We start from the raw sequence: 19,442 nt of genomic DNA on the forward strand, positions 1-19,442 counted from the left end.
GCGGGCGTGCAACCCCGTCAGCTCTCCTGCACCGCCCGGTCCGACTCCTCGACGATCGCCCGCATCGCGGCCTCCGCAGCGTCCGCGTCGCCCGAGGCGACGGCGGCGGCCACCGCCCGGTGCAGCCGCACCGCGGTGGAGTCGGCCTCGCGCGGCATGAGCGCGTTGCGGGTGCGGCCGGCGAGGACCTCGGCGACCAGATCGCCCAGCTGCGCGAGCATCCGGTTGCCGGACGCGGCCAGGAGGGAGCGGTGGAAGGCGGTGTCGGCGGCGAGGTAGGCGGACTGGTCGGCTGCGCGGGAGTGGGTGGAGAGGGCGTCGCCCGCCTCCGTGAGCGCCCGCCGCTGCTCCTCGGTCGCGTTCGCCGCGGCGAGCCGGGCGGCGAGCGGCTCCACCCCGAGTCGGAGCTCGCTGAGCTGGTGCAGCTGGCGCCGCCGGTCCGGGCCGTCCAGTCCCCATGCGACGACTCGCGTGTCCAGGGCGTTCCAGCACTCCGGAGGCTGGACCCGCGTCCCCGCGCGGCGGCGGGACGTCACGAGCCCGAGCGTCTCGAGGACGCGCACCGCCTCCCGCATCACCGAGCGGGAGACCCCGCGCCGCTCCGCACGCTCGTCGGCGCTGAAGGTGGTGCCCGGCGCGAGCTCGCCGCGCACGATCTGCGAACCGAGCTCGTCCAGCACCGAGTGGTGCAGCGAGGGCGTCGGCGCGGGCATGCGGTCATCCTGCCATCGCCGGAGTCGCGCCCCGGCCGATCTTCGGGCATGATCGGGACACACGCAGGTTATGTCGGACAAAAGCCGGCCGCTGGCCGTCGGCTCGACCAAGGACGCTCATGACACCGACCCTCCTCCCCGCCCTCCGCGCCGCCGCCGGGGACGCCCCCGCCACCACCGCCGGGCAGGGGCAGCTGATCCTCGCCGCCGTCGTCGGCATCGCCGTGATCGTCGTGCTGATCACCTGGCTGAAGCTGCACCCCTTCGTCTCCCTGCTGATCGGAGCGCTGACGACGGGCCTGATCGCGGGGCTGGCGGCGGCGGACGCGGTCGCCAGCTTCGCGCTGGGGTTCGGCAACACCATGGGCGGCGTCGGCATCCTCATCGGCCTCGGCGCGATGTACGGCAAGCTCCTCGCCGACTCGGGCGGCGCGGACCGCATTGTGGACACCCTCATCGCCCGCTCGAGCACTCGCGCGCTGCCCTGGATGATGGGCTTCGTCGGCGCGCTGATCGGGCTGCCGATGTTCTTCGAGGTCGGGCTCGTGCTGCTGATCCCGGTCGTGATCCTGGTCGCCCGCCGGAGCGGTCTGCCGCTGATGAAGGTGGCGATCCCGACGCTCGCCGGCCTCTCGGTGATGCACGGCCTCGTCCCGCCCCACCCCGGACCGCTGGTCGCGATCGACGCACTCGGCGCGAACCTCGGCGTGACCCTCGCGTTCGGCGTCCTGGTCGCGGTCCCCACCGTCGTCGTCGCCGGCCCGCTCTTCGGCCGGGTCGCCGCCCGCTGGGCGCCGGTGGAGACGCCGCCGCTCTTCGGCGAGGGCGCGGGCGAGACGCGCGAGCACCGCCCGGGCTTCGCCGCCGCCGTCGCGAGCATCCTGCTGCCGGTCGTGCTGATGCTGGGCAAGGCGATCGCCGACATCGCGGCCCCGGGCTCCACGGACGCCTGGAAGGGCGCCCTCGACTTCCTCGGCACGCCGACCATCGCGCTGGGGATCGCGCTCCTGGCCGGTCTGGTCCTGCTCGGCCACGGCGGCCGGATGAACCGCACCGAGCTGCAGGCCTCGCTCTCGAGCTCGCTGCCGCCGATCGCGGGCATCCTGCTCATCGTCGGTGCGGGCGGCGGTTTCAAGCAGGTCCTCGTCGACACCGGGATCGGCGGGGTGGTCGCCCAGCTCGCGGAGGGGAGCGGCGCCTCGGCGCTGCTGCTCGCCTGGCTCGTGGCCGTCGTGATCCGCGTCGCCACCGGCTCCGCGACCGTCGCCACCGTGACCGCCGCAGGGATCCTCCAGCCGCTGACCGAGACCATGGACGGGCCGATGGTCGCCCTCATGGTGCTCGCGATCGGCGCCGGCTCGGTGTTCCTGTCGCACGTCAACGACGCCGGGTTCTGGCTGGTGAAGGAGTACCTCGGGCTCAGCATCGGCCAGACGCTCAAGACCTGGACCGTGATGGAGTGCCTGGTCTCGGTGACCGGGCTCGCCGGGGTCCTCCTGATCGGTCTCTTCGTAGGAGGTATCTGATGACCGCTCTTCCCACCGTCCCCGTCCGCGCCGTCGTCGTCATGGGCGTCTCCGGCAGCGGCAAGTCGACCGTCGCGTCGCTCCTGGCGCGCCGACTGGGCTGGGAGTTCCTCGAGGGGGACGACCTGCACCCGCAGGCGAACGTCGACAAGATGCACGCCGGCATCCCGCTGACCGACGAGGACCGGGCGCCCTGGCTGGCCGAGATCGCCCGCGTGGTGGACCAGCGGATCGCCGCGGGCGGCTCGGTCGTCGTGACCTGCTCGGCCCTGCGCCGCCGCTACCGCGACGTCCTGCGCCGCGACGACCTCGTCTTCGCGCACCTCGCGGGATCGAGGGACCGTATCGCCGGGCGGCTCGCCTCGCGGGTCGGCCACTTCATGCCGACCACGCTGCTCGACTCGCAGTTCGAGGCGCTCGAGCCCCTCGGCGACGACGAGCTCCACGTCACGGTCGACGTGGGCGGCGCTCCGGAGGAGGAGATCGCCGAGATCCTCGGGGGGCTCGGCCTCGCGCCCGCGGGCGCCTAGAGCAGCAGCGACTCCACCGGCACGGCCGGGAGGTCGAAGGCCGCGGCGACGGCGGTGTTCGTCACCCGGCCGTCGTGGGTGCTCAGGCCGCGGGCGAGCGCCGGGTCGGCGGCCAGGGCGGCACGCCACCCGCGGTCGGCCAGCGCGAGCGCGTACGGGAGCGTCGCGTTGGTGAGCGCGCGGGTCGAGGTCTCGGGGACAGCGCCGGGCATGTTCGCGACGCAGTAGTAGACGCTCCGGTGCACGGGGAACACCGGGTCGTCGTGCGTGGTCGGACGCGAGCCCTCGAAGCAGCCGCCCTGGTCGATCGCGATGTCGACCAGCACCGAGCCCGGCTTCATCGTGGCGACCATCTCGTCGGTCACCAGCTTGGGCGCCTTGGCGCCCGGGATGAGGACGGATCCGATCACGAGGTCGGCGTCGGCCAGCTGCGCGGCGATCTCGTAGGCCGAGGAGGCGCGGGTCTGGATCGCGCCCTGGAAGCGGTTCTCGAGCTGCGCGAGGCGGGGGAGCGAGAGGTCGACGATCGTGACGTCGGCCCCCATGCCGAGGGCGTTGGCCGCGGCGTGCTCGCCGGCCGTGCCGCCGCCGATCACGACGACCTTCGCCTTCGGAGTGCCGGGGACCCCGCCGAGCAGCGTGCCCCGTCCGCCGACGGCACTCATGAGGTGGTAGGCGCCGACCGTGATCGACAGGCGCCCGGCGACCTCGCTCATCGGCGAGAGCAGCGGCAGCCGCCGGTCGTCCAGCTGGACCGTCTCGTAGGCGATGGAGGTCGTCCCCGCCGCGAGCAGCGCATCGGTGCACGGGCGGGAGGCGGCGAGGTGGAGGTAGGTGAAGAGCACCTGGTCACGGCGCATCCGCGGGTACTCGGCCTCGATCGGCTCCTTGACCTTGAGGACCAGCTCGGACTCGCCCCAGACCTCATCGGGCCCGTCGACGACGAGGGCGCCGGCGCGGCGGAAGTCGTCGTCCGACACGCGCGAGCCCAGGCCCGCGCCGGCCTCGACGAGGACCTCGTGGCCGCGGCGCACCAGCTCGTGGACGCCGGCCGGAGTGGCGGCGACCCGGTTCTCGTTGTTCTTGATCTCGGTGGGGATCCCGACGCGCACGGCGGCTCCTTCGCTGCGGCCCGCGGGGCGGGCGGTGGGCGCCGATCCTGCACCGGCTCTGCCCCCATCGTGCGAAGATCGTGCCCGGAGCGGGGGAACTCCGCAGGATCGGTCGGAAGTCACCGCACGGGCCGAAGGTTCGTCGCCGGAGTGAGGGAGCGGGCGCATGCCACCGAAGGATCTGCACGACCTCGACGACCTGGATCCGGTCGACCGGACCCTGGTGCGCCTCCTCCGCGCCGACGCGCGGACGCCCAACAGCCGGCTCGCCGAGCGCGCCGGCATCGCCCCGTCGACCTGTGTCGCACGCGTCCGGGGCCTCGTCGAGCGCGGCGTCATCACCGGCTTCACCGCCGAGCTCGACCCGGCGGCGCTCGGCCTGACCCTGCAGGCGCTGATCAGCGTCAGCATCCGTGTCGGCCAGCGCCAGGCGATCACGCGCTTCGCGGAGGAGATCCGCGCGCTGCCCGAGGTGGTCCAGGTGTTCTTCCTCGGCGGGTCGGAGGACTTCATCATCCACGTCGCGGTCCGCGACTCCAGCGACGTGCGGGACTTCGTGGTCTCGAACCTCTCGGCGAACCCGGCGGTGGCCTCGACGCGCACGAGCCTGGTGTTCGACCACCACCGCAAGGGCCCGGCGGTCCCCGAGTAGCGCGAGCCGGCGCGGGCCCGAGCGGCCGCTCGGCCCGCGCCCGTCCCTCGGGGCTAGTGCGCCCCGGGGTTCACGTCGCCGCCCCCGCGCTGCATGAGGCCGGGGATGCGCTTGGCGAGCCCCGGGATCGCCTCGTCCGAGATCGAGATCCGCGTGTCGCGCAGGCGCTGGCGCAGCAGGGTCTCGACGTCCTCCTCCGGTCGCAGCTCGGCGTCGCCGGCGACCTGCAGCAGCACGCCGCGCAATTTCTCGTCGAGCTGCGCGTCGTCGCTGCCGTGCTGGATCGGGTGGTCCTGGGATGCGTTCGTCATACCTCCATGCTGGCACCGGCGACCCCGAGCCGAGAGGACTTGCGCCGCGGCAGGATGGTCGCATGCCGTTCACCCGCGCCGAGCTCGCAGCGTTCCAGGACCGCACCGTCGAGGACCTGCTGGGCGACGACGTCCGGCTCCTCTTCGTCGGCATCAACCCGGGGCTGTGGACCGCCGCCACCGGCGCGCACTTCGCCCACCCCGGCAACCGCTTCTACCCGGCGCTCGTCGCGGCCGGGATCCTCGAGCGCGCGCCGCGCGTGTCCGAGGGGATGAGCGCCGCGGACCGCGCGGAGCTCGTCTCCCGCGGCGTCGGCATCACCAATCTCGCCTCCCGGGCGACCGCCCGTGCCGACGAGCTGACCGCGGAGGAGCTGCGCGAGGGCGCTCAGCGGCTGGTCGCCACCGTGGAGCGGGTGCGGCCCCGGGCCGTCGCGGTCGTCGGCATCACCGCCTACCGGATCGCGTTCGGACGCCGCAGGGCGGTGCAGGGCAGGCAGAAGGAGGACGTGGCGGGCGCGCCGCTCTGGGTGCTGCCGAACCCGAGCGGCCTGAACGCGCACGACACCGTCGCCTCGCTCGGGCGCGCCTACCGCGAGCCGGCGCTCGAGGCGGGGATCGTCTCTTCCGACGAGCTCCTGCCCGGGGACGTCGGACCCCGCCCGCAGGAATAGCCGTCGACCCCCGGAGGTTGCAGAAGTCCATGAGTATGCATGAAGTCAAGTTCGGCGTCGACACGTTCGGCGACGTCACCGCCGGCCCGGACGGCGCCCCGCTGCCGCACGGCCAGGTCCTCCGCGACGTGGTCGAGGAGGGAGTCCTGGCCGACCGCGTCGGCATCGACTTCTTCGGGATCGGCGAGCACCACCGCGCCGACTTCGCCGTGAGCGCACCGGACGTCGTGCTCGCCGCCATCGCGGCCCGCACCGAGCGCATCCACCTCGGCTCCGCCGTGACGGTCCTCTCCTCGGACGACCCGGTGCGCGTCTACCAGCGCTTCGCCACCCTCGACGGACTCTCCGGCGGCCGGGCCGAGGTCATCCTCGGCCGCGGCTCCTTCACCGAGTCCTTCCCGCTCTTCGGCTACGACCTCGCGCAGTACGAGGTCCTCTTCGAGGAGAAGCTCGACCTCTTCCACGCCCTGATCCAGGGCGGCCCGGTCACCTGGCAGGGCACGACCCGCCCCGCGCTCACCGAGCAGAGCGTCTACCCGACCCTCGACAACGGCACCCTCCGCACCTGGATCGGCGTCGGCGGCAGCCCCGAGTCGGTCGTCCGCGCCGCCCGGTACGGCTTCCCGCTCGTCCTGGCGATCATCGGCGGCTCGCCGGCCCGCTTCCGCCCCTACGTCGACCTCTTCGGCCGCGCGCTCGACCAGCTCGAGCAGCCCCGCCTCCCGGTCGCCGTGCACTCGCCCGGCTTCGTCGCCGACACCGACGAGGAGGCGCGCGAGCTGTACTTCCCGCACCACAAGGCGATGATGGACGCCATCGGCCGCGAGCGCGGCTGGTCCCCGATGACCCGCGAGCGCTTCGAGGAGGAGGCCGGCCCCGACGGCGCCATCCACCTCGGCTCGCCCGAGACGGTCGCCCGGAAGATCGCGCGAACGGTCGAGGCCCTGGGCATCGACCGCTTCGACCTCAAGTACAGCGCCGGGACGCTGCCGCACCCGGCGATCATGCGCAACATCGAGCTCTACGGCACGCAGGTCATCCCGCGGGTGCGCGAGCTGCTCGCGCACTGACCCCCGCCGGGCGCCCGTTCCCCCGCTGGGCGCTCGGCGCGTTCCGAGCCGACGCGGTGCGCGCTCCCACCGGGCGCCCGGCCCGCGTCGATACACTCGGAACCCCCCGCCCCGACCCTCCCGGAAGCACATGCCCGACAGCCACGCCGCCCGCACCCCCTACGAGGTGCTGGGCGTCGCCGCCACCGCGTCCGACGACGAGCTCCGCCGGGCGTACCGGCTCCGCCTCCGCGAGACCCATCCGGACACGGGAGGCGACGCCGCGTCGTTCCACGCGGTGCAGCTCGCCTGGGAGCGGATCGGCAGCGCCTCCGCCCGCGGCGACTACGACCGAGGCGCTCCCGCCCCCGGGAGGTCCTCCCCGCAGTCGCCGTACACCGGCTCACCGCGCCCGCAGACCGCCTCGGCCGTGCGCGCCCGCTCCTACGGTCACCCGGGAGGCGCGGCGCGCGAGTACTACCTGCGCCTGGTGCGCGAGTGGCTCGGCCGCGGCGTCGAGACCGAGGACCCCTTCGACCCGGCGATCGTCCGCTCCGCTCCTCGCGAGGTCCGCTCCTGGCTCGCGAAGGCTCAGGCCGAGGAGGCGACGGCCGCGCTCGTCGGCGCGCTCGGCATCGCCTACACGATCTGGAACGACGTCGCGGTCGGCGACGGCGGGCTCAAGATCGACCACCTCGTGCTCGGGCCGGCCGGCCTGCTCGCGCTGACCTCCGCCGACTGGGGCGACCCGGTCCGTCTGAGGAAGGGCGAGCTCGAGGGCCCCGGAATCGCCGAGGACGAGAAGCCGATCGCCTCGCTCGCGAAGGCCGCGCGCCGTCTCGGCCGCGAGCTGGGCGTCCGCTTCTCGACGAGCGTCGTGGTCGTGCCGGACGACGCGCTGGAGCAGCCGTTCGAGCAGGTCGAGCGCGGCAGGCACCAGGGCGCCGTCGTCATCCGCCGCTCGCTGCTGCCGCAGCTGCTGCGCTCCGGCACGGACGACCCGCGGCTCGGCGGGTACGGCGAGTCGTTCGAGGTCCGCACCCGCGTGCAGAACCGCATCCGCTTCGTCTGACGCCGCGCTAGCCGCCGCTCGCGACCGCGGCAAGGGGTTAGCGCGCATCCGGCGCCCCGCCCACCATGGGACGTGCCCCCGGGCATCCACGACGAGCGGAACGAGGACGGACGATGGTGCGATTCGGATACACCCTGATGACCGAGCAGAGCGGACCCAAGCAGCTGGTGGGCTACGCGGTCGACGCCGAGAGGCTCGGCTTCGAGTTCGCGGTCTCGAGCGACCACTACTCGCCGTGGCTGACCGAGCAGGGGCACGCCTCCTACGCCTGGACGCTGCTCGGAGCGGTCGCGCAGGCCACGTCGACCATCGACCTCACGACCTACGTCACCGCGCCGACCATCCGCTACCACCCGGCCGTGGTCGCGCAGAAGGCCGCGACGCTCGCGATCCTCTCCGACGACCGCTTCACGCTCGGCCTCGGCTCGGGCGAGAACCTCAACGAGCACGTCGTCGGCGAGGGCTGGCCCTCGGTCGCCGTGCGCCAGGACATGCTCGAGGAGGCCGTCCACCTCATCCGCGAGCTGCACACCGGCGAGCTGGTGACCTGGGAGGGCGAGTACTTCCGCGTCGACTCCGCCCGCATCTGGGACCTGCCGGACAAGCCGGTCGAGATCGGCCTGGCGGTCTCGGGGGAGAAGTCGATCGCCCGCTTCGCGCCGATCGGCGACCACCTCATCACGACCGAGCCCGACGCGGATCTGATCTCGCAGTGGACCGCGGTCCGCGGTGCGGACGCCGCCCCCTCGCGCACGATCGGCCAGATCCCGATCTGCTGGGCGCCGGACAAGGAGCAGGGAGTGGCGCTGGCCCACGAGCAGTTCCGCTGGTTCGCCGGCGGCTGGGCGGTCAACTCCGATCTGCCGACCCCCGCCGGCTTCGCCGGAGCGAGCCAGTTCGTGCGCCCGGAGGACGTCGCCGAGCAGATCGCCTGCGGCCCCGATCTCGACGAGCTCGCCCAGAGCTTCGTGCCCTACATCGAGGCGGGCTTCACCGACATCGCCCTCGTCCAGGTCGGCGACGAGCTGCAGCAGCGGTTCCTCGACGAGGCGGCGGAGGGGCTCCTGGAGCGCCTGCGCGCACTCGCCCCCTGAGGCCGCTGGCGGGTCGCGCGGTCAGAATCCGCGGAGGCGCTCGATGTCGCGCCGGTCGCGCTTGGTCGGGCGGCCCGCTCCGCGGTCACGGACGATCACGCCCGGCGCGGACTCCCGGGGTGGCGGCGGGGGTGTCCGGTCCTCCATGCACTCGGCGGCCACCGGCGCACCGACCCGCTTGACCACGAGTCCGCGGACGATCAGCTCCCGGTCGAAGCCGCCGATCCGGGCGCGGACCTCGTCGCCGACGCGCACGGTCTGCGCCGCCTTGGCCCGCTCGCCGTTGACGCGGATGTGGCCGGCCCGAGCCGCGGTCGTCGCGGCGGAGCGCGTCTTGTAGATGCGCACCGCCCAGAGCCACGCGTCCACCCGCACGGCACCGGTCACCGGGATCTGCATCCCCCCAGTCTACGAACGGCGCCCGCTCGCCACCCACCCCGCGGTCCTACACTGGCCGCCGACAAGGAGGTTCCCATGAACCGAGACGACAGCATCTACACCGGAGCGGACGACGCGCTGCGGAGCGGCGACGACCGCATGGTCGCGGCGAACGACAGCTCCGGAGCCGGCGGAACCCGCGGCGACGTCGGCATGAGCACGACGAGCGGCGAGGGTACCGGGGTCCCCACCCGCGGCGCGCCTCCGCAGAGCGGATCCCCGTCCGAGCTGCGCCCCACCGGCTTCCCGCACGCGGGCCTGGAGTTCTCGCTCGTCCCGTCCGGGCACGAGGAGTGGCGGATCGAGCACCCGGGCGGTCGCACCGTCGGCGTCCTCGCCGTCATCTCGCACGCGGGCGAGGAGTCGGAGGCCGTGTTCGTCACGCGCCGCGTCGGCTCCGAGGACGCCGTGGCCGAGGGCACCGACTGGCGCGGCATCGTCTCGGCCGTGATCAACGACGAGGCGGCGGACGAGCGCGATCCGGTGCAGCTCGACCACACCGTCGAGCACGTCCGCGGCGGACTGATCAGCCGCGGCCCCGCGGACGTCGACGGCCTCTCCTGAGCCCTCTCTCCTCCGGGACGCCGTCCGCGCTCGGCGCGGGGCGTCCCACGGGGGAGGATCGGAGTCTCAGCGGGCGAGCAGCGCGGCGTTGATCCGGGCCGAGAGGTCGGCGTCGACGCGGCGGTCGGTCCCGTCGACGGCGCGGACGGGAGCGGCGTTGCGCGCGCTCGAGACCAGCCACGCCGCGTCCGCCGCCTCCAGATCGCCCGAGCGCAGCGGACGCACCGCCGTCCCGAGGCCGAGGCCCGGCGCGAGCGCGAACAGGTCGGCCTGCGTGGTGCCGGGCAGCAGCCCGAGGCTCGGCGGAGGAGTCACGAGCTCCCCGCCCGTCAGCAGCACGAGGTTCGAGGTCGGCCCCTCGAGCAGGTAGCCGTCGCTCGACACGAACAGGGCGTCGTCGGCACCGCGCCGGGCGGCCTCCCGCGCGGCCGCACGATTCACCGCGTACGAGAGCGTCTTCGCGCCGGCGAGCAGCCAGGGGGACGTCGACTGCACGTCCGAGCGCAGCCCGCGGTCCAGGAGCACCACGCGCACGCCGTCGCGGCGGGCCGGGCCGAAGTCCGGGCTGGTCTGGACGAAGACGACGCCGGTGGGCCGCCCGCCGCCCTCGACGCCGCGGGTCAGGATCGTCTTCACCATCGCCTCGGCGACGGGCGGGTGCGCGGCCACCGCCGCTCCGATCGCCTCGAGCCAGGCGGGCCGGTCCGGCCGGGGCAGGTCGAGCATCCGGGCCGAGCGCTCGAAGCGGTCCAGGTGCGCGTCGAGCGCCTGGAGCCGTCCGTCGACCAGGTTGATCGTCTCGAACACGCCGTCGCCGCGGGTGAAGCCGAGGTCGGTGACGTCCAGATCGCCGCGCCCGCTCGGATCGATGCGGTACGCGGGTCCTCCCGGCGAGTGCGCCTCGGCGTCGAGGGAGGGTCGGTCGAGGACGACGAGGGTCTCAGCGGGCATGGGCGGTGCGGTCCTTCCGGGAGCGGCGGCGGGGGGAGAAGCGGAGCAGCGCGATCGTCAGCAGGGCGCCGATCAGGGAGCCGCTGCCGTTCGAGACGAGGTCCTGCACGTCGGAGACGCGGGTCGGCAGCCACAGCAGCTGCGCTGTCTCGACGGCCGCCGACACGGCGAGCCCGATGGCGGCGGCCCACAGGCGGCGACCCGCCGGCAGCTGCGCGGCGATCAGCGCACCGAGCGGCACGAAGAGCAGCACGTTCGCGGTGAACTCCGCCACGTCGAAGTCGAACCAGCCGGTGAGCGGCGTGGAAGCGAGGAAGGCGATGATCCCGCGGATCAGCGCGTTGGGCTCCCCGGCCGGGTAGGGCGCGGGCGTCAGCGTGATCAGGGCGATCAGCGCGAGCCAGGCGAGCGTCGCGAGGCGGAGGGGTCTCGAGCGGCGCATCGTCCGATTCTGCCAGCCCGTCGGGGTCGGGCGCGGCGGGCGCGGTGTGGGAGGCTGGAGGGCATGACCAGCGAGGACCCCGGCGCGGACGCCGTGCTCCCGCGCCACCCCTTCGACGCGTCGCTCGGCGACGGCTGGGTCGAGATCGGCGACGGACGCCGCTTCTGGGGGCGCTTCGGCGCCGCCGGCCTCCTCCTGCGCGATCCGTCGGGACGCGTCCTGCTCCAGCACCGCGTCAGCTGGAGCCACTTCGGGGACACCTGGGGGCTGCCCGGCGGCGCCCGTCACCCCGAGGAGACGGCCTTCGAGGCGGCCCTCCGGGAGTCGGAGGAGGAGGCGGGCGTCCCCGCCGACCTGATCCTGCCCGTGCTCTCCAGCGTCGTCGTGATCGGACCGTGGAGCTACTCCACAGTCCTGGCCGAGTCCCGCGAGCACTTCACTCCCCGCATCAGCGACGCCGAGAGCACCGAGCTGCGCTGGGTCGCCCCCGACGAGGTCGACTCCCTGCCGCTGCACCCGGGCTTCGGAGCGGCCTGGCCGGGCCTGCGCGCGCTCGGCTCCTCGATCCCGGTGCTCGTCGTGGACGCCGCCAACGTGGTCGGCTCACGCCCCGACGGCTGGTGGCGCGACCGAGCCGGCGCCGCGGAGCGCCTCCTCGCCTCCCTGGCCCGCCTCGCGGAGGCCGGCGTCCCCGGCCGTCTCCTGGGGATCGACGCCGACACGGTCTGGCCGCGCATCGCCGTGGTGCTCGAGGGAGCGGCGCGCGCCGCCCGTCCGGAGCCGGGCGCTCTCATGGAGCGGCTGACGGTCCACGCGGCCGACGGCTCGGGCGACGACGCGATCGTCGAGCTGGTCGGCGCGCTCGAGACCGCGGTCGTCGTGACGGCCGACCGGGGGCTGGCCGCCCGCGTCGAGGCGCTCGGGGCCGCCGTGGTCGGTCCGCGGTCGCTGCTCGACCTCCTCGATCCCGCCCGGGAATAGGCCGCGGGGGCACCCGGTTGCATCCCCCATGGCTACGACTGCGATGACCCTCGACTCCCACGACCAGACGATCGCCGACGGCATCGTCCTCATCGACTTCTGGGCCGACTGGTGCGGCCCGTGCAAGCAGTTCGCTCCGGTCTTCGAGGCCACGAGCGAGAAGAACGCCGACATCACGTTCGCGAAGGTCGACACGGAGGACCAGCAGCAGCTCGCCGCGAGCTACGGCATCTCCTCCATCCCCACCCTCGTGGTGTACCGCGACGGCATCCCGCTGATGGCTCAGCCCGGCGCCCTGCCCGCCCCCGCGCTCGACAACCTGATCGAGCAGGTCCGCGGCCTCGACATGGTCGAGGTGCGCCGCCAGTACGAGGAGGCGAAGGCCGCTCAGGAGGCCGGCGCCGCTCCGCAGGCCTGATCCGCCCGGCGCCTCGATCCGCTCCGCAGGCGGGAGGCGCCCGCAGACGCACGAGAACCCCCGGCAGCCGTGAGGCCGCCGGGGGTTCCGTCGTTCCGAGCCGCGATCAGCCGGTGTTCTGCAGACCCGCCGCGACTCCGTTGACCGCGAGCAGGAGCAGCCGCTGGTTCTGCTCCGTCCCGGATCCGCCCGGGTCGGTGCGGAGCGCCTTCAGTGCGCGCAGCTGCAGGAGCGAGAGCGCGTTGACGTACGGGGTGCGCAGGCGCACGGCACGGCCGAGCACGCGGTGGCCCGTGAGCAGGCTCTCCTCGCCGGTGATCGAGAGCACCCACCGGCGGGTGAGCGCCATCTCGTCGAGCACGAGTCCGGCGAGGTCGTCGCGGGAGTCGAGGGCGAGGTACCGGCGGGCGATGCCCTCGTCGGTCTTCGCGAGCGACATCTCGACGTTGTCGACCATCGTCGTGAAAAGCGGCCAGGAGGCGTAGGCCTCGCGGAGCAGGTCGAGGTCACCGACGGCCTCGAGCGCGCTGCCCAGCCCGAACCAGCCGGTCAGGTTGACGCGGGCCTGGGTCCAGGCGAAGACCCACGGGATCGCTCGCAGGTCCTCGAGCGACTCGACGGAGAGGCCGCGGCGGGCCGGACGCGAGCCGAGGGCGAGCAGGCCCACCTCCTCCTGCGGGGTGACCCGGGCGAACCACGGCGCGAAGCCGTCGGCCTTCACGAGCTCGAAGAAGCGGCGGCGCGACTCGCGGTCCATCGTCGCCGCCACCTCGGCGAAGCGCTCCGCGGCGCCCGCGTTGCGCTCGCCGACCGCGGGGGAGGAGGCGAGCAGCGTCGCTCCCGCCACCTGCTCAATGTGCCGGGTGGCGATGTCCGGGTTGCCGTAGCGGGCGAAGATGACCTCGCCCTGCTCCGTCAGCTTGAAGCGGCCGTCCACCGATCCGGGCGGCTGCGCGAGGACGGCCCGGTTGGCCGGCCCGCCGCCGCGGCCGAGCGCTCCGCCGCGACCGTGGAACAGCGTGAGCACGATGCCCTCGTCGGCCGCCCACTGCGCGATGCGCGCCTGCGCGTCGTAGAGCGCGAGCGTCGCCGAGACCGGTCCGACGTCCTTCGACGAGTCGGAGTAGCCGAGCATCACCTCGAGCCGGTTGCCGGTGGCCGCGAGGCGCGCCTGCACCTGGGGGAGGCGGATCATCTCGGCGAGGATGTCGGTCGAGGCGTCGAGGTCGGCGAAGGTCTCGAAGAGCGGGACCGCGTCGATGATCGGCGGCTTGCCGTCGGTCGCCGCCTCGGCCAGTTCGAAGACCGTCCGCAGGTCGTCGGCCGACTGCGTGAAGGAGACGATGTACCGCCTCGCCGCGTCGGTGCCGAAGCGCTCCTGGACCTTCGCGATCGCCCGGAACACCGACAGGACCTCGAGGCCGCGCTCGTCGAGCTCCTCGCCGGCGCGGATCGCGGCGATCGTCTCGCGGTGCACCTTCGAGTGCTGGCGCACCTCGATCTCGGCGAGGTGGAAGCCGAAGGTCTCGAGCTGCCAGACGAAGTCCTGGAGGTCGCCGAAGGCGGCGCGGACGTCCTCGGCCTCGACCAGGGACTCCTGGAGGGTGCGCAGCTCGGCCAGCAGCTCGGCGGCGGCGGAGTAGGCCAGCGGCCCCTCGGAGCGGGTCGCGGCCAGGCGCTCGGCCGCGAAGAGCAGGACGCGGCGGTGCGCCTCGTTGGGCGAGCGCTCGGCGATGTCGGCGGCGAGCTCGGGAGCCCGCTCGACGCAGGAGGCCCAGAGCGCCTCGACGGCGGCCGACGGGGGAGTGGTCGACGCGTCGAGGGTCAGCGCGCGGCCCACGCGGCGGGCGACCCGCTCGAGGCCCATGAGGACGTGCTCGGAGGCGATGTCCACCGCCGCGAGGGTCGTCTCGGCGGTGACGAAGGGATTGCCGTCGCGGTCGCCGCCGATCCAGGTGCCCAGGCGGACGAAGGCCGGTGCGACCGGTGCCCGGGTGCCCGAGCCCTCGCCGAGCAGGGCGTCGTCGAGGCGGCGGTAGACGCGGGGGAGCACCGAGAACAGCGACTCGTCGAAGACGCTCATCGCGGTGCGCACCTCGTCGAGGGGAGTGGGCTTGGACTCGCGCAGCGGAGCGGTGCGCCACAGCGTGTCGACCTCGGCCAGCAGCCTGCGGCGGATCTCCACCAGCACGACGCCGCCCATGCGCGGGTCGTCTCGCTGCTCGAGCAGGTCGCTGATGCGGCGGATGGTCGAGGCCACCGCGCGGCGGCGCGCCTCGGTCGGGTGCGCCGTGAGGACCGGGCGGAACTCCAGCCGGGACAGGCGCGCGAACGCCTCGTCCTCCCCGAGCTCGCCGGTCAGCCGGCGCATCGAGGCGAGGATCGAGTCCTCGGGCGACTGCGCGCCGGCGTCGGCCTCGCGCCGGCGCAGCACGCGGACGCGGTGGAACTCCTCCGCCACGTTGACGAGGTGGAAGTAGCAGGTGAACGCCCGGGCGACCTCCTCGGCGCGCTCGAGCGTGAGCGAGGCGACGAACTCCTCCGCCTCCGCGGTCCCGGCGGCGTCGCCGCTGTCGTAGGCGCTGATCGTGAGCGCGCGCAGGCGCTCCACGTCCTCGTAGAGGGAGGGCTCGCCCGACTCGCGGAGCACCTGGCCGAGCAGCTCGCCCAGCAGGTGGACGTCGGCGCGGATCCTCTCGTCGAGCGGAGGCGCGGTCGTCCCGTCGGCGGAGGAGGGGGCGGTGGCGGAGGCGGGTGCTGCGGTCGCGGCGGACGCGTCGGGGAACGGATGCACGGGAGAGACCTTAGCGGCGGTGCGTATCGAGCACATGACGCCTGCGTCACGATCCGAACTGGAATGATCGAGGGGTGACCGTGACAACCGCACCCCCCGCTCCCGCCGTCCAGACCGAGCAGGCGGCACCCCATGTCGTCGTGCTGTTCGGCGCCGTCGGCGACCTGGCCCGGCGCAAGCTCATCCCGGGGATGGCCCACCTCGCGCTCTCCTCCCTCGCACCGGACCTGCAGATCGTCGGCACCTCGCTCGAGGAGCACGACGACGCCTCGTTCCGCGCCTTCGCGAAGCTGGCCTACGACGAGTTCGGGAGCCGCTCCCTGACGCCGGCGCAGTGGGACGAGTTCGCGTCCAAGCTCCGCTACGTCCCGCAGTCCGCCGGTCCGGCCGCGCTGGCCGCCGCCGTGACCGACGCCGAGGCGGTCCTCGGCCCGGACGTGAGCCGGCTGCACTACCTCAGCGTCCCGCCCAGGGCAGCTCTCTCCGTCGTGCGGATGCTCGCCGAGGCCGGGCTGGTCGAGCGCTCGCGGATCATCATGGAGAAGCCGTTCGGCGTCGACCTCGAGAGCGCGGTCGTCCTCAACGCGGAGCTCCACGAGACCTTCAGCGAGGAGCAGATCTTCCGGATCGACCACTTCCTCGGCAAGGAGCCGGCGCAGAACATCCTCGCCTTCCGCTTCGCCAACGGCCTCTTCGAGCCCATCTGGAACCGCAACTTCATCGATCACGTCCAGATCGACATCCCCGAGCGCCTCACGCTCGACCGTCGCGCCGAGTTCTACGAGTCCACCGGCGCGTACAAGGACATGGTCGTCACCCACCTCTTCCAGGTGCTGGCGTTCATGGCGATGGAGCCGCCGACCGCGCTGGAGCCCCAGGCCATCAGCGAGGAGAAGAACAAGGTCTTCCGCTCGATGCGTCCGCTGAACCCCGAGAACGTGGTGCGCGGCCAGTACATCGGCTACCGCGACGAGCCGGGCGTCGCCGCCGACTCCGAGACCGACACGTTCGTCGCGCTGAAGTGCGAGATCGACAACTGGCGCTGGGCGGGAGTGCCGTTCTACCTCCGCACCGGCAAGCGGATGGCCGAGGGTCAGCGCATCATCTCGATCGCGTTCCGCGAGCCCCCGAAGAGCATGTTCCCGCAGGGCTCCGGAGTCGGTGCCCACGGCCCGGACCACCTCACCTTCGACCTGGCGGACGCCTCGAAGGTCTCGCTCTCGTTCTACGGGAAGCGCCCCGGTCCCGGCATGCGGCTCGACAAGCTGAGCATGCAGTTCGCGCTCCAGGAGACCGACCGCGCGGGCGACGCGCTCGAGGCCTACGAGCGCCTGATCCTCGACGCGATGCGCGGAGACCACACGCTGTTCACCACCGCGGAGGGCATCGAGCGGCTCTGGGAGGTCTCCGCGCCGCTCCTGCAGGATCCGCCGCCCGTCCGTCTCTACGCGCCCGGCTCCTGGGGGCCGAACGCCATCCACCAGCTGATCGCGCCGCACGCCTGGCGCCTGCCGTTCGAGCGGGTCTGGCGCGACAAGCGCTGACCACGCCGCCGTGCGCCCCGCCTAGGCTGGGCGCATGGCGCGCACCGGTGAGGACCGGATCTGGACGGTCCCGAACGTCCTCAGCATGGTGCGCCTCGCCCTGGTGCCGGTGTTCCTCGTGCTCGTGGTCCTCGACGAGGACGCGCTCGCGCTCCTGACCCTCGTGGTCTCGAGCCTCACCGACTACCTCGACGGCTGGATCGCGCGCCGCTTCGACCAGATGACGCGCCTCGGCCGCGTCCTCGATCCGGCCGCCGATCGGCTCTACATCTTCGCCACCGTCCTGGGCCTCGCGGCCCGCGGACTGGTGCCCTGGTGGCTGGTCGCCGTGCTGCTCGCCCGCGACCTGATGCTCGTGGTCCTGGCGGTCGTCCTGGCGAACAACGGCTACGGACCGCTTCCCGTGCACCACCTGGGGAAATTCGCGACCTTCTGCCTCTTCTACGCGCTCCCGCTGATCATGCTGGGGCAGGCGTTCCCGGCCCTCGCGCCCGCCTCGCTCCCCATCGCCTGGGCCTTCGCGCTGTGGGGCGCGTTCCTCTACTGGTGGGCCGGGATCGTCTACGCCGTCCAGACGCGGGACCTCGTCCTGGGGGTCCGCACAGGTGCTCAGGGGTCCGACGAGGGTCACGATTCGGATACGCTGACCTGATAGGAGGTACGTCTTGGTCGAGCCCGTCGGTGGAGCATCATCCGCCCAGCACAATTCCGTTCCCGGTGAGCCGTCGACGGAGACGACTCTGACGTTCACCGACGACATCGGCGCCCAGCTCGCCGCTCTCGACAACCGCGCGTCCCGCGAGGAGGCCGAGGCCGTCGGGGCTCTGCCCTCGGGATCCGCGCTGCTGGTCGTGCGCCGCGGACCGAACACCGGCGCCCGCTTCCTCCTCGACACCGACTCCACGACGGTCGGCCGTCACCCCGACGCGGGCATCTTCCTCGACGACGTCACGGTCTCGCGCCGGCACGCCGAGTTCGTCCGCCGCGGCACGGCGTTCGAGGTCCACGACCTCGGCTCCCTGAACGGCACCTACTTCGACGGGGTCCGGATCGAGTCCGCGATCCTCACCGACGGCTCCGAGGTGCAGGTCGGCAAGTTCCGACTCACCTTCTACGCGTCCCGCGCCGACCTCGTCGCCGCTCCGGACGCGTGAGCCGTGGGCCGCTCCTCCGCGCGCGCCCTCCCCACCGGCTCCGCCGCTCTGCTGAGCATCGGGCAGGTGCTGGCCAGGCTGACCAGTGAGTTCCCGGACGTCACCCCGTCCAAGCTGCGCTTCCTCGAGGAGCAGGGGCTCGTCTCGCCGGCCCGCACCGACTCCGGCTACCGCAAGTTCTCGGGCTCCGACGTCGAGCGGCTCCGGATGATCCTCGCTCTGCAGCGCGACCACTACCTCCCCCTCAAGGTCATCCGCGGATACCTCGACGACATCGACGCCGGGCGCGAGCCCGCCCTGCCGGCCGGTGTCGGGGGTCCGAGCGCCTCGCTCCTCGGCCCCGCCACGCGGTTGACCCGCGAGGGCCTCGCGGCCGAGTCCGGTGCCACGCCCGCTCTCGTCCAGGAGGCCATCGCCGCCGGGCTCGTGCGGGGCGGGGACGTGTTCGGGGACGAGGCCGTGACGACGCTCAAGGCGCTCGTCGACCTCGGCCGATCCGGTATCGAGCCCCGCCATCTCCGACCGCTCCGCGTCGCCGTCGAGCGCGAGATGTCGCTCATCGAGAGCGTCGTCGCCTCCAGCGCCCGCCGCGGAGAGGCGTCCGGCTCCGCCGGCGCTGCCGAGAACGCGGTGGGGCTCGCGACCCAGCTGGGCACGATCCGCGGGGCGATGGTGCGCAGCGCCCTCTCGCGGATCGCCCGCTCGTGAGGGCCGCGCCGCCGGCCGTCGGGCGGCCCGTGCGACACGCCGCGGCGCCGAGGCCGATGTCGTTTACTCGGCCTGCGCCGGTCGGTACGGTAGGGAGCGCGTTCGGAGGATCCGGCGTCCGGATCCGAGAGGCACAGGGATGAGAGAAGTCAGCCGCGACGTCAGCGGCCAGCGCGACCTCGTCCTGTTCACCGACGGACTGCCCGAGCTCGACGCCGACGCGGGCTACCGCGGGGCCGTCGCGGCGCGCGCCGCGGGGATCACCTACCGGCAGCTCGACTACTGGGCGCGGACCGAGCTCGTCGAGCCCACCGTGCGCGGCGCGTCCGGCTCCGGAACGCAGCGCCTCTACGGCTTCCGCGACATCCTCGTGCTGAAGCTGGTCAAGCGCCTGCTCGACACCGGGATCTCGCTCCAGCAGATCCGCACGGCGGTCAACCAGCTCCGCGAGTCCGGGGTCGACGACCTCGCGCAGACGACCCTGATGAGCGACGGCGCGAGCGTCTACCTCTGCACCTCGAACGACGAGGTCATCGACCTGCTCAGCCGCGGCCAGGGCGTCTTCGGCATCGCCGTCGGCAAGGTCCTCCGCGAGGTCGAGTCGAGCCTCGTCGAGCTCGACCACCAGTCGGTCGACCCTGGCGACGAGCTCGCCCAGCGCCGCGCCTCCCGCCGCGTCGGCTGACCGCCCACCGCTCGCGGGTCGGCCGCGGCC

At 73.4% G+C, this 19,442-nt stretch carries 22 protein-coding genes; 15 read left to right on the forward strand and 7 right to left on the reverse strand.

Going from position 1 to position 19,442, the window contains the following annotated elements; genetic code table 11:
- Positions 1 to 17 precede the first annotated feature (17 nt).
- Positions 18 to 713 (reverse strand): FadR/GntR family transcriptional regulator, encoded by a 696-nt coding sequence (locus C5C25_RS11990; protein ID WP_104225394.1) that lies wholly within the window; start codon positions 711 to 713, stop codon positions 18 to 20.
- Positions 714 to 832: 119 nt separating this feature from the next.
- Here C5C25_RS11990 and C5C25_RS11995 point away from each other — a divergent pair, with 119 nt between their 5' ends.
- Both C5C25_RS11995 and C5C25_RS12000 read left to right on the forward strand, forming a co-directional pair.
- Complete coding sequence (locus C5C25_RS11995; protein ID WP_104250737.1) at positions 833 to 2,239, forward strand: GntP family permease; 1,407 nt, start codon at positions 833 to 835, stop codon at positions 2,237 to 2,239.
- On the forward strand, positions 2,239 to 2,769 hold the full coding sequence (locus C5C25_RS12000) for a gluconokinase (RefSeq protein WP_104225392.1): 531 nt from the start codon (positions 2,239 to 2,241) through the stop codon (positions 2,767 to 2,769). The genes C5C25_RS11995 and C5C25_RS12000 overlap by 1 nt, the downstream gene beginning before the upstream one ends.
- Here the strand turns inward: C5C25_RS12000 and ald are convergent.
- On the reverse strand, positions 2,766 to 3,881 hold the full coding sequence (gene ald, locus C5C25_RS12005; protein ID WP_104250738.1) for an alanine dehydrogenase: 1,116 nt from the start codon (positions 3,879 to 3,881) through the stop codon (positions 2,766 to 2,768). The two genes, C5C25_RS12000 and ald, sit on opposite strands and share 4 nt — an antisense overlap.
- 166 nt (positions 3,882 to 4,047) lie before the next feature.
- On the opposite strand from ald, the gene C5C25_RS12010 reads away from it, so the two are divergent.
- Entirely contained in the window at positions 4,048 to 4,533 is a 486-nt protein-coding gene (locus C5C25_RS12010; protein ID WP_104222560.1) for an Lrp/AsnC family transcriptional regulator, read from the forward strand.
- 53 nt (positions 4,534 to 4,586) lie between these two features.
- Here the strand turns inward: C5C25_RS12010 and C5C25_RS12015 are convergent, their stop codons facing one another.
- Positions 4,587 to 4,844: a hypothetical protein gene (locus C5C25_RS12015; RefSeq protein ID WP_104222561.1), complete on the reverse strand. Its 258-nt coding sequence runs from the start codon at positions 4,842 to 4,844 to the stop codon at positions 4,587 to 4,589.
- 62 nt (positions 4,845 to 4,906) lie between these two features.
- On the opposite strand from C5C25_RS12015, the gene C5C25_RS12020 reads away from it, so the two are divergent.
- From C5C25_RS12020 to C5C25_RS12035, 4 genes are all read left to right on the forward strand, one after another.
- Positions 4,907 to 5,518, forward strand: coding sequence for a mismatch-specific DNA-glycosylase (locus C5C25_RS12020; RefSeq protein WP_104250739.1), 612 nt, complete (start codon positions 4,907 to 4,909; stop codon positions 5,516 to 5,518).
- Between the two features lie 35 nt (positions 5,519 to 5,553).
- On the forward strand, positions 5,554 to 6,588 hold the full coding sequence (locus C5C25_RS12025) for an LLM class flavin-dependent oxidoreductase (protein ID WP_104225389.1): 1,035 nt from the start codon (positions 5,554 to 5,556) through the stop codon (positions 6,586 to 6,588).
- Positions 6,589 to 6,718: 130 nt separating this feature from the next.
- Positions 6,719 to 7,639 carry a J domain-containing protein gene (locus C5C25_RS12030; protein WP_104222564.1) on the forward strand — a complete coding sequence of 307 codons (921 nt, stop codon included), beginning with the start codon at positions 6,719 to 6,721 and terminating at the stop codon, positions 7,637 to 7,639.
- Positions 7,640 to 7,752: 113 nt separating this feature from the next.
- Positions 7,753 to 8,733, forward strand: coding sequence for a TIGR03557 family F420-dependent LLM class oxidoreductase (locus C5C25_RS12035; protein ID WP_104250740.1), 981 nt, complete (start codon positions 7,753 to 7,755; stop codon positions 8,731 to 8,733).
- 21 nt (positions 8,734 to 8,754) lie between these two features.
- Here the strand turns inward: C5C25_RS12035 and C5C25_RS12040 are convergent, their stop codons facing one another.
- Positions 8,755 to 9,132 (reverse strand): RNA-binding S4 domain-containing protein, encoded by a 378-nt coding sequence (locus tag C5C25_RS12040; RefSeq protein WP_181027140.1) that lies wholly within the window; start codon positions 9,130 to 9,132, stop codon positions 8,755 to 8,757.
- Positions 9,133 to 9,207: 75 nt separating this feature from the next.
- Here C5C25_RS12040 and C5C25_RS12045 point away from each other — a divergent pair, with 75 nt between their 5' ends.
- The gene (locus tag C5C25_RS12045) at positions 9,208 to 9,735 is read left to right on the forward strand and encodes a hypothetical protein (protein WP_104250741.1); all 528 of its coding nucleotides are present in this window, start codon (positions 9,208 to 9,210) and stop codon (positions 9,733 to 9,735) included.
- Between the two features lie 66 nt (positions 9,736 to 9,801).
- Here the strand turns inward: C5C25_RS12045 and C5C25_RS12050 are convergent, their stop codons facing one another.
- Together C5C25_RS12050 and C5C25_RS12055 are read right to left on the reverse strand one after the other, a co-directional pair.
- Positions 9,802 to 10,686: an aminotransferase class IV gene (locus C5C25_RS12050; RefSeq protein WP_104250742.1), complete on the reverse strand. Its 885-nt coding sequence runs from the start codon at positions 10,684 to 10,686 to the stop codon at positions 9,802 to 9,804.
- On the reverse strand, positions 10,676 to 11,128 hold the full coding sequence (locus C5C25_RS12055; protein WP_104225384.1) for a VanZ family protein: 453 nt from the start codon (positions 11,126 to 11,128) through the stop codon (positions 10,676 to 10,678). Before C5C25_RS12055 ends, C5C25_RS12050 begins: the two co-directional genes overlap by 11 nt.
- Before the next feature lie 63 nt (positions 11,129 to 11,191).
- Between C5C25_RS12055 and C5C25_RS12060 the strand changes: the two genes are divergently transcribed.
- Both C5C25_RS12060 and trxA read left to right on the forward strand, forming a co-directional pair.
- A complete protein-coding gene (locus tag C5C25_RS12060; protein WP_104250743.1) occupies positions 11,192 to 12,109 on the forward strand; it encodes an NUDIX domain-containing protein in 918 nt (305 codons plus the stop codon).
- 28 nt (positions 12,110 to 12,137) lie between these two features.
- Complete coding sequence (gene trxA, locus C5C25_RS12065; protein WP_104225382.1) at positions 12,138 to 12,527, forward strand: thioredoxin; 390 nt, start codon at positions 12,138 to 12,140, stop codon at positions 12,525 to 12,527.
- Between the two features lie 106 nt (positions 12,528 to 12,633).
- On the opposite strand, the gene C5C25_RS12070 is transcribed toward trxA, so the two are convergent.
- Positions 12,634 to 15,357: a phosphoenolpyruvate carboxylase gene (locus C5C25_RS12070; RefSeq protein ID WP_104250744.1), complete on the reverse strand. Its 2,724-nt coding sequence runs from the start codon at positions 15,355 to 15,357 to the stop codon at positions 12,634 to 12,636.
- A 44-nt stretch (positions 15,358 to 15,401) separates the two neighbouring features.
- Here C5C25_RS12070 and zwf point away from each other — a divergent pair, with 44 nt between their 5' ends.
- The 5 genes from zwf (at position 15,402) to C5C25_RS12095 (ending at position 19,412) form a co-directional block, all read left to right on the forward strand.
- The gene (zwf, locus tag C5C25_RS12075; RefSeq protein ID WP_104225448.1) at positions 15,402 to 16,865 is read left to right on the forward strand and encodes a glucose-6-phosphate dehydrogenase; all 1,464 of its coding nucleotides are present in this window, start codon (positions 15,402 to 15,404) and stop codon (positions 16,863 to 16,865) included.
- 34 nt (positions 16,866 to 16,899) lie between these two features.
- Entirely contained in the window at positions 16,900 to 17,517 is a 618-nt protein-coding gene (locus tag C5C25_RS12080; RefSeq protein ID WP_104250745.1) for a CDP-alcohol phosphatidyltransferase family protein, read from the forward strand.
- A gap of 13 nt (positions 17,518 to 17,530) precedes the next feature.
- Complete coding sequence (locus C5C25_RS12085; RefSeq protein WP_104222573.1) at positions 17,531 to 18,019, forward strand: FHA domain-containing protein; 489 nt, start codon at positions 17,531 to 17,533, stop codon at positions 18,017 to 18,019.
- A 3-nt stretch (positions 18,020 to 18,022) separates the two neighbouring features.
- Complete coding sequence (locus C5C25_RS12090; protein ID WP_104222574.1) at positions 18,023 to 18,727, forward strand: MerR family transcriptional regulator; 705 nt, start codon at positions 18,023 to 18,025, stop codon at positions 18,725 to 18,727.
- Positions 18,728 to 18,866: 139 nt separating this feature from the next.
- A complete protein-coding gene (locus tag C5C25_RS12095; protein ID WP_104222575.1) occupies positions 18,867 to 19,412 on the forward strand; it encodes a MerR family transcriptional regulator in 546 nt (181 codons plus the stop codon).
- The last annotated feature ends 30 nt before the right edge of the window (positions 19,413 to 19,442 follow it).

The sequence above is a fragment of the Rathayibacter sp. AY2B9 genome (assembly GCF_002931595.1).
Lineage (GTDB): Bacteria > Actinomycetota > Actinomycetes > Actinomycetales > Microbacteriaceae > Rathayibacter.

Excerpts from the sequence above, each read along its gene's own strand:
- C5C25_RS12030 (WP_104222564.1), top strand. The coding sequence starts at position 6,719 with ATGCCCGACAGCCACGCCGCCCGCACCCCCTACGAGGTGCTGGGCGTC.
- C5C25_RS12050 (WP_104250742.1), bottom strand. The coding sequence starts at position 10,686 with ATGCCCGCTGAGACCCTCGTCGTCCTCGACCGACCCTCCCTCGACGCC.
- C5C25_RS12095 (WP_104222575.1), top strand. The coding sequence starts at position 18,867 with ATGAGAGAAGTCAGCCGCGACGTCAGCGGCCAGCGCGACCTCGTCCTG.
- C5C25_RS11990 (WP_104225394.1), bottom strand. The coding sequence starts at position 713 with ATGCCCGCGCCGACGCCCTCGCTGCACCACTCGGTGCTGGACGAGCTC.
- C5C25_RS12080 (WP_104250745.1), top strand. The coding sequence starts at position 16,900 with ATGGCGCGCACCGGTGAGGACCGGATCTGGACGGTCCCGAACGTCCTC.
- C5C25_RS12015 (WP_104222561.1), bottom strand. The coding sequence starts at position 4,844 with ATGACGAACGCATCCCAGGACCACCCGATCCAGCACGGCAGCGACGAC.
- C5C25_RS12055 (WP_104225384.1), bottom strand. The coding sequence starts at position 11,128 with ATGCGCCGCTCGAGACCCCTCCGCCTCGCGACGCTCGCCTGGCTCGCG.
- C5C25_RS12020 (WP_104250739.1), top strand. The coding sequence starts at position 4,907 with ATGCCGTTCACCCGCGCCGAGCTCGCAGCGTTCCAGGACCGCACCGTC.
- C5C25_RS11995 (WP_104250737.1), top strand. The coding sequence starts at position 833 with ATGACACCGACCCTCCTCCCCGCCCTCCGCGCCGCCGCCGGGGACGCC.
- C5C25_RS12035 (WP_104250740.1), top strand. The coding sequence starts at position 7,753 with ATGGTGCGATTCGGATACACCCTGATGACCGAGCAGAGCGGACCCAAG.
- C5C25_RS12060 (WP_104250743.1), top strand. The coding sequence starts at position 11,192 with ATGACCAGCGAGGACCCCGGCGCGGACGCCGTGCTCCCGCGCCACCCC.
- C5C25_RS12010 (WP_104222560.1), top strand. The coding sequence starts at position 4,048 with ATGCCACCGAAGGATCTGCACGACCTCGACGACCTGGATCCGGTCGAC.
- C5C25_RS12025 (WP_104225389.1), top strand. The coding sequence starts at position 5,554 with ATGCATGAAGTCAAGTTCGGCGTCGACACGTTCGGCGACGTCACCGCC.
- trxA (WP_104225382.1), top strand. The coding sequence starts at position 12,138 with ATGGCTACGACTGCGATGACCCTCGACTCCCACGACCAGACGATCGCC.
- C5C25_RS12045 (WP_104250741.1), top strand. The coding sequence starts at position 9,208 with ATGAACCGAGACGACAGCATCTACACCGGAGCGGACGACGCGCTGCGG.
- C5C25_RS12000 (WP_104225392.1), top strand. The coding sequence starts at position 2,239 with ATGACCGCTCTTCCCACCGTCCCCGTCCGCGCCGTCGTCGTCATGGGC.
- C5C25_RS12040 (WP_181027140.1), bottom strand. The coding sequence starts at position 9,132 with ATGCAGATCCCGGTGACCGGTGCCGTGCGGGTGGACGCGTGGCTCTGG.
- C5C25_RS12070 (WP_104250744.1), bottom strand. The coding sequence starts at position 15,357 with ATGTGCTCGATACGCACCGCCGCTAAGGTCTCTCCCGTGCATCCGTTC.